Annotated in this window: 10 protein-coding genes and 1 pseudogene; 5 read left to right on the top strand and 6 right to left on the bottom strand. The window is 68.5% G+C overall.

The window, feature by feature from the left end:
* Positions 1–9: 9 nt before the first annotated feature.
* Together G6N61_RS20665 and G6N61_RS20660 are read right to left on the bottom strand one after the other, a co-directional pair.
* Positions 10–270, bottom strand: coding sequence for a DUF6480 family protein (locus tag G6N61_RS20665; protein ID WP_163920454.1), 261 nt, complete (start codon positions 268–270; stop codon positions 10–12).
* Between the two features lie 46 nt (positions 271–316).
* Positions 317–1,504, bottom strand: coding sequence for a metallophosphoesterase (locus tag G6N61_RS20660; protein WP_163920452.1), 1,188 nt, complete (start codon positions 1,502–1,504; stop codon positions 317–319).
* A 56-nt stretch (positions 1,505–1,560) separates the two neighbouring features.
* Between G6N61_RS20660 and G6N61_RS20655 the strand changes: the two genes are divergently transcribed.
* The 3 genes from G6N61_RS20655 to G6N61_RS20645 all read left to right on the top strand — a co-directional run bounded on the left by G6N61_RS20655 (position 1,561) and on the right by G6N61_RS20645 (position 7,300).
* On the top strand, positions 1,561–3,423 hold the full coding sequence (locus tag G6N61_RS20655) for an HNH endonuclease signature motif containing protein (RefSeq protein ID WP_163920450.1): 1,863 nt from the start codon (positions 1,561–1,563) through the stop codon (positions 3,421–3,423).
* A complete protein-coding gene (locus G6N61_RS20650) occupies positions 3,416–5,005 on the top strand; it encodes an acyl-CoA carboxylase subunit beta (protein WP_163920448.1) in 1,590 nt (529 codons plus the stop codon). Before G6N61_RS20655 ends, G6N61_RS20650 begins: the two co-directional genes overlap by 8 nt.
* A 102-nt stretch (positions 5,006–5,107) precedes the next feature.
* A complete protein-coding gene (locus tag G6N61_RS20645; RefSeq protein ID WP_163920446.1) occupies positions 5,108–7,300 on the top strand; it encodes an MMPL family transporter in 2,193 nt (730 codons plus the stop codon).
* Positions 7,301–7,307: 7 nt separating this feature from the next.
* Here the strand turns inward: G6N61_RS20645 and G6N61_RS20640 are convergent, their stop codons facing one another.
* From G6N61_RS20640 to G6N61_RS20625, 4 genes are read right to left on the bottom strand one after another with little or no spacing between them, the layout of a single operon-like run.
* Positions 7,308–7,739 carry a DUF5313 domain-containing protein gene (locus G6N61_RS20640; RefSeq protein WP_163920444.1) on the bottom strand — a complete coding sequence of 144 codons (432 nt, stop codon included), beginning with the start codon at positions 7,737–7,739 and terminating at the stop codon, positions 7,308–7,310.
* Between the two features lie 26 nt (positions 7,740–7,765).
* Positions 7,766–8,257: a MarR family winged helix-turn-helix transcriptional regulator gene (locus tag G6N61_RS20635; protein WP_163920442.1), complete on the bottom strand. Its 492-nt coding sequence runs from the start codon at positions 8,255–8,257 to the stop codon at positions 7,766–7,768.
* 48 nt (positions 8,258–8,305) lie between these two features.
* A complete protein-coding gene (locus G6N61_RS20630) occupies positions 8,306–9,448 on the bottom strand; it encodes a flavin-containing monooxygenase (protein WP_163920439.1) in 1,143 nt (380 codons plus the stop codon).
* Positions 9,448–10,530 (bottom strand): NAD-dependent epimerase/dehydratase family protein, encoded by a 1,083-nt coding sequence (locus G6N61_RS20625; protein ID WP_179973701.1) that lies wholly within the window; start codon positions 10,528–10,530, stop codon positions 9,448–9,450. Before G6N61_RS20625 ends, G6N61_RS20630 begins: the two co-directional genes overlap by 1 nt.
* 98 nt (positions 10,531–10,628) lie before the next feature.
* Between G6N61_RS20625 and G6N61_RS20620 the strand changes: the two genes are divergently transcribed.
* Together G6N61_RS20620 and G6N61_RS20615 are read left to right on the top strand one after the other, a co-directional pair.
* Positions 10,629–11,081, top strand: a complete 453-nt coding sequence (locus G6N61_RS20620) for a Rieske (2Fe-2S) protein (protein ID WP_163920437.1) — start codon at positions 10,629–10,631, stop codon at positions 11,079–11,081.
* A gap of 106 nt (positions 11,082–11,187) precedes the next feature.
* Positions 11,188–12,175, top strand: a pseudogene (locus G6N61_RS20615) (IS481 family transposase).
* Positions 12,176–12,179: the final 4 nt, after the last annotated feature.

The raw sequence follows: 12,179 nt of genomic DNA, 5'->3' as shown, positions 1-12,179 counted from the left end.
CGGTCGGCGTCAGTACTTGCCGACGAGGTACATCACCAGGAACACGGCGATGACCAGGAAGGCGATGGCCCCCACGACGGCGATGACGATGCCGGTGACGCCGCTCGCGGTGAAGCGGTTGCCCTTCGGTATCGGATCCCTGTTCGCCGACTGCGACGTCGTCGCGGCGATGGGCGGAGTGTCACCAGGGGCCACGCCGCCACCCGGCTCGAGTCCCGGGATCTTCGCGTCCTCGGGATCGGGGTTGGTTGGTCGTCCAGCGGTGGTCATGGCGGGCGAGTACCCCGCTGTTCGGCGGCCACACCTGGACTCGCGGTCAGGTGCTGCGCAGGGTCAGCACCGTGATCTCACTGGGGGCGAAGACGCGGAACGGCGGACCCCAGAAGCCCGTCCCGCGGCTGGTGTAGAGCTGCGTCCGTTCGCCGTGGCGGCTGAGACCGTGCACGACGGGTTGGTCGAGCCGGACCAGGAAGTTGAACGGCCAGATCTGCCCGCCGTGGGTGTGGCCGGAGATCTGTAGGTCCACCCCCGCCGCCACGGCCTGGTCGATCTGCTTGGGCTGGTGCGCGAGCAGGAGCACCGGCAGGTTCGGGTCGGCATCGGCAAGCGCCGCTTGATGATTCGCTCCGTGGCCGGCTTGACCCGATCCCCTGGCGGTGGCGTCGTCCACGCCGGCGATCACGAGGCGGTCGCCGTCGCGTTCGACCACGATGTGCCGGTTGTGCAGTGTGTCCCAACCGATGTCGGCCATGTAGTCGACCCAGCCCTGGGCTTCGCCGATGTACTCGTGGTTGCCGGTTACGTAGACGCGCGCGAGTCGTGCTCGCGCGTGCTCGAGCGGCCTGGACTGTGGCTCGCGGACCTCCGCGCTGCCGTCGGCGATGTCGCCGACGTGGCAGAGGACGTCGGCGTCGAGTTCGTTGACGCGGTCGATCGTCCTTGTGGACCAACGGGATCGGTCGATCGGCCCGTAGTGGGTGTCGGTGATCATCACGACCCGCAGGCCGTCTAGGCCCCGGCCGAGCCGATCGATGCGGACGTCTACGTGCTTGACCCGCGGCACGCGCATCGCCTCGGCGTAGCCCCAGACAAGCAGCGTGGTGGCGACGGCGAGCACCGACAGCGCAACGATGCGCGACCTGGCCGGATCGTCGACGCCGAACGCGAAGAGCGCGAGGCGCAGCACTTGGCCCAGCAGCGACCAGACGAAGAACACCCAGGCCGCGCCGAGTAGGACGTCACCGGTGACGGCGGCCCAGTCGCGGTGCCGACGGCCGTGCCCGAAGACCATCATCGTGGGCAGGGCCACCATCGCGCCCACGATGATGACGGTGCCCAGCACGACTACTGCCGTGGGCCAGTGGGTTCCGGCCGCGACGAGCGTCCACCACGGCAGCCCGAACAGCAGCAGCATGATGACCGAGACGACGACGAGGCGACGCCAGCGCCTACGCGGGCGGGCCTTCGCGACGGATTCGACCTCCGAGGCCGGGGTTTCCTGCATTTCTTCGAGCGTACCGGGGGTATTGGCGGTTGCTGTTGCGCTTGTGGCGAAGGGTGGTGCCTGGCTTCGATCCCGTCGACCGTTACACCAACGGTCCGACGAAGTGGGTGTCCCCGAGCAGGTTCATCCCCAGTGCCGATTTCGTCCACAACCTGGTCAGGGTGCCTTTTCGGTGCCCGGCGGCGTCCGACCCACGACCTATAATCGAAAGTATGTTCGATCGATTCGCCACCGCCTTCGACGCCTCCGGCACCGTCGGGGAATGGGCGCGGGTCGAGGCCGCGGCCACCGCGCGGCGACTCGCGGCGATGGTCGTGCTGCTCGATCAGGCTTACGCCGCCGATGGCTCGGCGGATCGTGAGCAGTGGTACCTCGACAACTGGGGTGCCGTCGCTGCTGAGATCGGGGCCGAACAGAACATCACTCAGAGCGCAGCTTCACATCAGCTGTTGATCGCCACGGCCCTGCGGGATCGGCTGCCTCACGTGGCCGCGTTGTTCGCAGACGGGCTGGTGTCCTACCGCGTCGTGTCGGCGATCACGACGCGGACGGCGTTGGTGCGCGACCGCGACGCCCAGATAGCAGTCGACAAGGCCTTCGCCGAAGTCTTGACCGACTGGGCGCCCATGTCGGAGGAGAAACTCACCACCGCGATCGACGCGATCGTCGCCGAGCACGACCCGCAGGGGGTGTACCGCACGAAGCTCACGGCCAAGGGCCGCAACGTCCAGTTCGACTACGACGGCTCCGGCATGGCCACGATGTTCGGCACCCTGTTCGCCACCCACGGCAAGGCCTTAGAGAAGCGCTTGAACGTCCTGGCCCACACCGTGTGCCCGGGCGATCCCCGGACGGTCGAGCAGCGTCGCGCCGATGCGGTCCACTCCATCACCCAAGGGCTCGACTACCTGCCCTGCATATGCGCTGGCAACGACTGCCCCGGGCCCAAGACGCCTCCGACGGGCAACGCCGTGGTCTATGTCGTGGTGAACGAGGACACCCTCGATGACACCAGTGATGCGGCCGTCGCGCAGGATGCAGCGCTCGACGGCGACCCCGACCCGCTGTTTGACAAGCCCCTGTCGGAGATGACCACCTGGGATGAATTGGGCGGCAACGATAACGGCGCCGATAAGCCGGGTGGAGATACGAAGCACCAAGACGAGCCAGCCAAGAATGACCCGGCCGAGCATGTCTCGAATGACCAGACGAGCGCCAAGGATGCAGACACCAGCGACCATCCCGCGCCCGCGGCTGACACCAACACCAACGGCCCCGCCAACACCCATCGCCAATCCCCCGCCACTCGCCCCGGCACCATCATCGGCGGCCCGTTCCTCCCCGGGGCCCTGACCCGGCGCTTCGCGCTCACCGCGAAGATCCACAAGGTTCGCCACCCCGGCGACAGCCCACCCGAACCCCGCTACACCCCATCGCGCCGGCTCGCCGAGTTCGTGCGGTGCCGAGACCTCACCTGCCGCTTCCCAGGGTGCAGCGAACCAGCCACGACCGCCGACATCGACCACACCATCGCGTGGCCGATCGGACCGACCTGCGCGTCGAACCTCAAATGCCTATGCCGTCGACACCACCTCTTGAAAACCTTCTGGGGCGGACCCACCGGCTGGCGCGATCGACAGCTCCCAGACGGCACCATCATCTGGACCTCACCACGCGGCCAGACGTACGCCACCGAACCAGGCTGCAAGCTGCTCTTCCCCAGCCTGTGCGCGCCCACCGCACCGGTCACGATCACCACCGAGCAAGCCGAACGAGCACGGGCACAGACAAACAGGGGCCTCACCATGCCCCGCCGCCAACGCACCCGCGCCCAAGACCGCACGCAACGCATCGCCGACGACCGCCGCCTCAACGAAGAGGAAGACCGCCGCCGCATACAGTTCGATCACCATGGCTGAACACGACTCTCAGGAGCCGGACGACTCGCTCCGCGAGGACCACCGGTATCTCCTGCGCCGCCGACGACTCACCGAAGACCAGGCCCGGCCCGAGGCGGTCGAACGCAGACACGCGGCGGGTGGCCGAACGGCGCGGGAGAACCTCGACGACCTCGTCGACCCCGGCTCGTTCGTCGAGTACGGCCGGTTCGCGATCGCAGCCCAGCGGAACCGCCGCGACGTCGACGACCTGATCGCTCGCACCCCCGCTGACGGCTTGATCGCCGGCACCGCCCGCATCAACGGCGACCGCTTCGGCACCGAACGCAGTACATGCGCCGTGCTCTCCTACGACTACACCGTCCTGGCAGGAACTCAGGGCGTACTCGGGCACCGCAAGAAGGACCGCCTGTTCGAATTGATCGAGCGACTCCGCCTGCCCACGGTCTTCTTCGCCGAGGGCGGCGGCGGACGGCCGGGCGACACCGACCACCCCGTCGTGTCCTCGCTCGACGTCCGGGCATTCGCGCTGTGGGCGAAGCTGTCGGGCCTGGTGCCGCGCATCGCAATCGTGAAGGGCCGGTGCTTCGCGGGCAACGCCGTCATCGCCGGCTGCTCGGACCTGATCGTGGCCACCGAGGACGCCACCATCGGCATGGGCGGGCCCGCGATGATCGCCGGCGGCGGCCTCGGCGACGTCCACCCCGACGACGTGGGTCCGATCTCGACGCAGGCTCCCAACGGGGTCGTCGACGTCGTCGTGCCCGACGAGGCCGCAGCCGTCGCCGTCACCAAGACGCTGATCGGCTATTTCCAGGGCACCACCGCGCCCGGACCGGCCGCCGACCAGACCGCGCTGCGCACCCTCGTACCCGAACGCGCCCGGCGCGCGTACGTCGTCAACCCGATCATCGAAACCCTCGCCGACACCGGCACTGTCACCTTCCTGCGCGAGCGCTTCGCCCCCGAGATGGTCACCGCGCTCGCCCGCATCGAGGGCCGACCGGTCGGTGTCATCGCCAACAACACCCGCGTCATGGCGGGCGCGATCACCGCGGGCGCCGCCGATAAGGCCGCGCGCTTCCTGCAGCTGTGCGAGGCATTCGGGTTGCCGGTGATCTCGCTGATCGACTGCCCGGGCTACATGGTCGGTCCCGCCGCCGAGGCAGAGGGCCTGGTCCGCCGCGGCTCACGGCTGCTGGTCGCGGGTGCATCGCTGACGGTGCCGTTGATCGCCGTCGTCCTGCGTCGCGGCTACGGTCTCGGCGCGCAGGCGATGGCCGGCGGCAGCTTGCACGAACCCCTGCTGACCGTGGCGTGGCCTGGCGCCCACCTCGGGCCGATGGGTCTGGAAGGCGCCGTCCGCCTCGGCATGCGCAAGGAACTCGAGGCCATCGCCGACGACGCCGAACGCGAGCGCATCGTCGCCCAAGCCACCGCCGCGGCGCAGGACAACGCCAAGGCCCTCAACGCCGCCATGCTGTTCGAGATCGACGACGTCATCGACCCCGCAGAGACCCGCGGCGTGATCGCCAGCACACTAGCCGCGGCCGCAGCCCATCCCCGGCCCGACCTGCCGAGGAGGTTCGTCGACACCTGGTGAGTCACCCCGCGAGCGCTGCTGCGGCGGACATCACACGAATGAATCGATGACGAGTGGGCATGTAGACACTTGCCCTGAAACTGTCATCTCCAAGGACTCGTGATGTCGCGCTATCTCTACGCCCTCGGACGCTTCAGCTACCGCCGCCGGTGGTTGGTGCTGGTCAGCTGGCTGGCACTGCTCGGCGTCGTCGCCGCAGCGGGCATCGGTCTGCGCGGCGAACCCAGTGACGACTTCAGCATCCCCGGCACCGAGTCCCAGCAGGCCGTCGAGCAGCTCAAGCAGAAGCTGCCCGCCTTCAGCGGCGCCCAGACCCAGATCACGTTCGCCGCACCCGACGGCCGTAGCCTCGCCGACCCCGCCCTGGCAGGCCCCATCGACAACGCAATCGCCGGACTCGGCAGGCAGCCCGACATCGCCGCCGCGGCAGGGCCGAGCCAGACCCGCCTCGTCTCCCCCGACGGCCGCGTCGGCCTCGGCACCGTCCAGTGGAAGGCCGCCCCCGGCGAGGTGAACGACCAGGCGCTCAAGGGCCTGACCGACGCCATGGCACCCGCCCAGTCCGCAGGCGTGCAGGTCGAGTACTCCGGCAGCGTCTTCCCCGGCTACAAGGTCAGCGTCCCGCACCTGCCCGAGATCATCGGCATCGCCGTCGCGTTCCTGATCCTGCTCGTCACGTTCGGCGCGGTCGTCGCCGCCGGGCTGCCCATCCTGACCGCCAGCATCGGCGTCGGCATCGGCGCGCTGGGCATCTTCGCCGCCGCCGCATTCGTCGACATGCCATCGGCCGCACTGTCACTCGCCCTGATGCTCGGCCTGTCCTGCGGCATCGACTACGCGCTGTTCATCCTCAACCGCTACCGCAACAACCTGCTGCTGCTGAAACCGCGTGAGGAGTCGATCGGCCTCGCCGTCGGCACCGCGGGCAGCGCCGTCGTCTTCGCCGCGCTCACCGTGATCATCGCGCTGTGCGGCCTGGCCGTCGTGGGCATCCCGTTCCTCACCTACATGGGCATCGCCGCCGCGGTCTCGGTCCTGGTCGCCCTGCTGATCGCCCTCACCCTGCTGCCCGCCCTCCTCAGCTTCGCGGGCAACCGGGTGTCGAAGTTCATCAAGGCACCCCTGCAGCCGCAGCGCCCGAAGGAAGCCGCGCTCGTCGCCGCCTACACCCCGCGCCGCACCGCGGGCGCCGCGTGGGCACGCTTCGTCGTGCGCTTCCGCGTCCCGCTGCTGATCGCCGGCGTCTCGGCCCTCATCGTCACGGGTCTACCGGCCCTCGGCATGCACCTCGGCCTACCCAGCGGCGCCTCCCAGCCCGAGACCAATACCTCGCGCAAGGCCTACGACCTGACAGCCGACAGCCTCGGCGCCGGGTTCAACGGCCCGCTGCTCGTCGTCGCCGACCTCTCCAACGCGCCGAATCCCGCTGCCGTGCAGGCGATCGCCGACAACCTCAAGCGCGAGGAAGGCGTCGTCGTCGCAGCGCCGGCGATGGTGCAGAACGGTGCGGCCATCATCCAGGTGATCCCGTCGACCGGGCCCAACGACACCGCGACCGCGGACCTCGTGAAGCGCATCCGCGCCGACCGCGACGCCATCGTGGGCGACACCGGCGCCTCGATCCTGGTGGGCGGCACCACCGCGTCCAACATCGACACCTCCGACAAGCTGGCCGCAGCGCTGCCAATCTTCTTGGTCGTGGTGGTCGGGCTGGCGTTCGTCCTGCTGACCATCGCGTTCCGCACGGCCATCGTGCCGATCACGTCGATCGTCGGCTTCCTGCTGTCGGTCTTCGCGGCCATGGGCGTGCAGGTCGCCGTCTTCCAGTGGGGCTGGGCCGCAGGACTTCTCGGCATCACGCCCGGCGAGACGATCAGCTTCCTGCCGATCATCGTGCTCGCCATCATCTTCGGCCTGTCGAGCGACTACCAGGTGTTCGTGGTGTCGCGCATCAAGGAGGAGTACAGCAGCGACTCGGGCGACGCCAAGCAGGCCGTGCGCGACGGTGTTGGGCTCACCGCCCGCGTCGTCACCGCGGCGGCGCTGATCATGTTCGGCGTCTTCATCGCGTTCCTCGCAGGCGGCGACCCGATCATCAAATCGGTCGGCCTGACGCTGGCGGTCGGCGTGTTCCTCGACGCGTTCGTCGTGCGCCTGACGCTGATCCCGGCCGTGCTGGCCATGCTCGGCAGCAAGGCGTGGGTCCACTCCCGCTGGTTCGAGAGGTACGTGCCCGACGTGGACATCGAGGGCAACAAGCTGGAGCGGCGCGAGGAGCCTGCCCCGGTCGGCTGACCTGGGGTCAGAAGGGGCTGCTGTTCTGCTGCCACTTGGCCTCTTCGGGACGGGGTCCGAAGCGGCGGGCGTAGTCGTCGTGGATGTGGGCGTCGCGCTTGCGCTTGATCACGTCGACCAGGTTGGGGTCCATGCCGTGCGTCGCGAGGCGGTGGCGACGCCACACCTTGTTGAGAGCTACGGCCATGAGCACCGCCCAGATGTAGATCGGCGCCGTCATCTCGAGGTGCACGTAGAACGAGGCGGGGATCAACCACAGCGGACCGAGCACGAGCAGCGGTGGGATCGCCATTCGGATGACGTGCCTGCGCACCGCACCGTCGCCGGCGAGATCCTCGGCAACCCAACGGTTCATCGAGGCGGGTAGCCGGCGGCCGTAGCAGTACGTGAGGTACTGCCAGAGGTTGGGCTTGTCGGCGGACGCCGTGTCGGCGGACATCTTCACTCCTGAGGGTCGGGGGGTAATCAGCGTTCCAGCGCACCCGCCGCGAGCGCGGCCGAGTTGACGCGGGTGAGCGCACGGCGCAGCTCGTGCAGTTCGGACAGGTCGACGCCGAGTCGCTCCACCACGGCGGGCGGGATCTCCAGCGCCTGCTCGCGCAACTCGACGCCGGCCTCGGTCAACTCCACGCGCGTGGTCCGCTCGTCGACGGCGCTGCGGGTCCGGGTGATGAAGCCCAACGCTTCGAGGCGCTTGAGCATCGGTGACAGCGTCGCCGAATCCAGCTGCAATGCCGTCGCGATCTGTTTGACCGACATCGGGTCCGAGCCGTCCGCCGATGCCTTTCGGTGGTCCCACAGCGCGAGCATCACCAGGTACTGCGGGTGGGTCAGCCCGAGCGGCTCGAGCAGCGGCCGGTAGACCGACAGCACTGCACGGTTGGTGACGGCGAGCGCAAAGCACACCTGCTGCTCGAGAGCGAGCGCGTCGGCCTCGACCGTCGTGGTAGTGGTCACGCCTTCGATAGTACGCTAATGGTTAGGGCACTAACCATGTCGGCGTCGTCACACCGCCGCGACGTACCGGGCCACGTCGGCCGCCAGTGGCGAGGCTCCCAGCCGGAACGACTTCAGCGGCCCGATCAACGGCTCGTCGTAACCGGCGAACCACAGTCCCGGTGCGGCGCTTGGCAATCCGTTCGACACCGGCCCGCCGTCGGCATCGAGCACGCCGAGGTGGCCGACCATGGGCTCGAGACCGCGACGGTAGCCGGTGGCCGCGATCACCACGTCCGGCTCGACCGACGTGCCGTCGGCCAGCAGGACCCGGTCCACGTCGAACGACTCCACGGCGCCGACGACCCGGATCCGGCCGTCCATGATCCGCGGCACCAACTGGTCGCCGATTGTCGGGATGCGGCCCTCGGAGAGCAGCGCGGTGTAGATGCCTTCCGTGGGTGTCGGCAGCCCCCGATCGGTCAGATCGCCGAACCAGGCCCGCTGCATTACGGCCGCCGCGCGGTCGAGCACCGGAACCGGCAGCCGACTGAACGCCGGGCTGAACGCATCGACCGGGATGCCTGCCGCGGACCGGGGGACGAAGTGCGGCGTTGCCCGCACTGCCATCGTCACGCGTCGTGCGACGCCGTCGCAGAGCTGCAGCACAATGTCGGTGGCCGAGTTGCCCGAGCCGACCACGAGGACGTCGAGGCCTGCGAAGCGTTCGGCGTTCCGGTAGTCCGCGGAGTGGACGACGTCACCGGTGAAGCCTTCCATGCCGGGCCAGGCCGGCAGGTCGGGCGTGTGGTAGTTGCCCGTGGCGACGATCACCGCTGCGGCAGTTCGGGTTTCGACATCGGTAGTCAGCTCCCAGACACCGTCGCGACGGTCCACTCGAGTTACCGTGACGCCGAACTCGGGCCGCAGTCCCTGCTGGCGGGCGTAGTCGTCGAAGTAAGCGACCATGTCGTCGCGCGTCGGCCAGCGGCCGCGGGACAGCGGGATGCGTTGCCCGGGAAGGTGCGACCAGAAGCCGCAGGTGTTCAACCGGAACCCGTCGTAGCGGGCCCGCCAGGTCGCCGCCGGGGCGGAGGCCCGGTCCAGGATCGAGGCCTCGACGTCCTGCTCGTGCAGCAGTTGGCGGGCGATCGCGAGACCGCACGGGCCCGAGCCGATGACGACGACCGGTGCGTGACCTCGTCGGGGCACTACGGAAGGTGCCTGGTGGTCAGCAGACCCTTGGTGAGGTCGCGCTGCAACTGTTCGAGCAGCGATCGACGGCGCAGAGGTGGGCTGTCGGCGTGCGCTTCCTGCGCGACGCCGTGGATGACGTCGCCCAGCGCCTCGACCGACGACCACTTCGGCTCCCAGCCCAATTCTTCGCGGGCACGGGTGGTGTCGAGCAACGGCACGCTGAAGGCCAGGTCGAGCCAACCGCGGTCGATGGGCTGCAGACGCGCGCGCCAGCTGACGTCGACGAGCGCCCCCAGCACACAGGACGGCACGTGCAGGGACTTGGCACCCAGCACCTCGGCGACGTGCTCACGCGTCAGTGGTGGCTCCCCGGCCAGGTTGAACGGGCCTGCGGCACGATGCTCAATGGCGCTGACGAAGGCGTCCGCGACGTCGTCGGCGTGGATCAGCGGGATGCACAGTCGCCGGTCGAGTGGCAGCAGCGGCAGCAGGGGCACCGCCATCATCGGCACGAAGCCGGGCAACGCGTACCGCATCAATCCGCTCGCCGCGGCGCGCTGCACGATGAAACCGGGCCGCATCCTGGTGATCGGCACACCGCCGTCGAGGTGCTTGCGCTCGTAGTCGTCGAGGATCGATTCGGCGGCCGACTTGTGCCTGCTGTAGGGCGACGTGGAGATGCCGGTGGTGGGCAACGACTCGTCCACCCGCTGGCCGTAGCGGCCCTTCGCGTACGCACCCACGGAAGACATGTGCAGCAGGTGCCCCACCGACGCGGCGTGCGCGGCCTCGAGGACCGCGGACGTCCCGCCGACGCCGACGCGGGACAGGTAGTCGACGTTGCGGGTGGGCTGGAAGCCCCAGGCGAGGTGGACGACGGCGTCGGCGCCGTCGAAGATGGTCTGCAATTGCGATGTCGCACTTGGTTCTGCGAGATCGAGTTCGTGCCAGCGGACGTTTGCGTACACGCCGGTCGGCTCGGGCGGGCGCCGCACGACGCCGACGAGTTCGTGATCCGCTCCCGACTCGACGAGTCGGCGCAGCAACGCCGTCCCGACGTTGCCGGATGCCCCGGTGATGACGATGCGCATGTTCACACTTCCCACTAGAAGACCTCGAGCGACGGGTTGCCTGCCCGCGACGCTTCAAACCCCGGGCCTGGTTTTGGCGCACTGGCCAGGGGTAGTTCCGAGCCATGCCCAATCTTCGCAACGAGCCGCACGAACGCGGTGTCGACACCCACAGCCTCTTTCCGCCGGTCACCCATGACCATCCCGTCACCGCCCAGGGCCGCCGCCTGGTCGACGTCGACCGACTCGACGAACGGCGGGTGATCGAGGTGGACACCCAGGAGCACGGCGTGCTCGCGGTCGGGATGACGCCCGACGGCACGCCGTTCGCGACCAGCAACCTGTGCCGCCACCAATTCGCAAAGCTCGGCCGTGGCCGCGTGACCGATGACGGTTGCCTCCAATGCCCCTGGCACCGTGCCGATTACGACGTCAAGAGCGGAGCGATGAAGAACGGCCCCAAGGGTCGCATCTTCGGGTTCAAGCCATACTCGTCGATGTTCAAGCTCTTCGGAAACGTGGCGAAGCTGCGCACCTTCGACGTCGAGGTGCGCAACGGCGCCATCTGGCTGGTCTAGATGTACTGACCACGGACGTTGGTGACGGCGTGGTGAGGTGACAAGACGAAGACCTCCGAGTGGAGTGCGAGCTGTCTAGGAACGCTCACCGATCTCGGAGGTCTTCGTGGTTCACCGTAATGCCCCTTTGTCCGAAACCGGCCGTCTGCGGTTGGCTCGTTGCGTCGTTGATGACGGGTGGCCGCTGCGACGTGCGGCCGAACGTTTCCAGGTGTCGGCGACGACCGCCGCACGCTGGAGGGACCGCTACTGCGAGCAGGGTGAGGCCGGAATGTCCGACCGCAGCTCGCGGCCGCATCACAGCCCGAATCGCACGCCGACGCGCACCGAGCGGCGCATCATCGGAGTGCGTGTCACCCGCCGTTGGGGACCGGCCAGGATCGCCTACCTGCTGGGGCTCAACGTCTCCACGGTGCACAACGTGCTGCGCCGTTACGGCATCGCGAGGTTGCGGTGGCTCGACCGCGCTACCGGCCGAGTCGTGCGCCGCATGGAATCCGCATCGTGTGGAGATCTCGCACGTCGACGTCAAGAAGCTGGGCAAGATCCCCGCCGGCGGAGGCTGGCGGATGCTTGGTCTGGCCGCCGGGAAACGCAACAAGCAGGCCGACAAGAGTTCGGGGGTGCAGACCAAGTATCACAATCCGGTGCGCGGTTATCACTTCATCCACACCGCCATCGATGCGCACTCACGGCTGGCGTACTCCGAACTGCTGACCGATGAACGCAAGGACACTGCAGCCGACTTCTGGGTGCGCGCCAACGCCTGGTTCGTCACGCACGGCATAGATGTGCGGAAGGTATTGACTGACAACGGATCTTGTTATCGATCGCACGCGTTCCGCGACGCATTGGGCGATATCGAGCACCGGCGAACCCGTCCGTACCGGCCGCAGACCAACGGCAAGGTCGAGCGCTTCCACCGCACCCTGGCCGACGAATGGGCCTACGCGCGGCTCTACACCAGTGACGCGGAGCGCTGCGAGGAGTACCCGCGCTGGCTGCATACCTACAATCATCACCGCGGCCACACCGCACTCGGCGGTCAACCACCAGCCAACCGTGTACCTAACCTCTCAGGTCAGTACATCTAGACGG

This window comes from Mycolicibacterium arabiense (genome assembly GCF_010731815.2).
Taxonomy (GTDB): Bacteria; Actinomycetota; Actinomycetes; order Mycobacteriales; family Mycobacteriaceae; genus Mycobacterium; species Mycobacterium arabiense.
This window is presented reverse-complemented; position numbering and strand designations above follow the sequence as displayed.

Excerpts from the sequence above, each read along its gene's own strand:
- G6N61_RS20665 (WP_163920454.1), bottom strand. The coding sequence starts at position 270 with ATGACCACCGCTGGACGACCAACCAACCCCGATCCCGAGGACGCGAAG.
- G6N61_RS20660 (WP_163920452.1), bottom strand. The coding sequence starts at position 1,504 with ATGCAGGAAACCCCGGCCTCGGAGGTCGAATCCGTCGCGAAGGCCCGC.
- G6N61_RS20650 (WP_163920448.1), top strand. The coding sequence starts at position 3,416 with ATGGCTGAACACGACTCTCAGGAGCCGGACGACTCGCTCCGCGAGGAC.
- G6N61_RS20645 (WP_163920446.1), top strand. The coding sequence starts at position 5,108 with ATGTCGCGCTATCTCTACGCCCTCGGACGCTTCAGCTACCGCCGCCGG.
- G6N61_RS20640 (WP_163920444.1), bottom strand. The coding sequence starts at position 7,739 with ATGTCCGCCGACACGGCGTCCGCCGACAAGCCCAACCTCTGGCAGTAC.
- G6N61_RS20620 (WP_163920437.1), top strand. The coding sequence starts at position 10,629 with ATGCCCAATCTTCGCAACGAGCCGCACGAACGCGGTGTCGACACCCAC.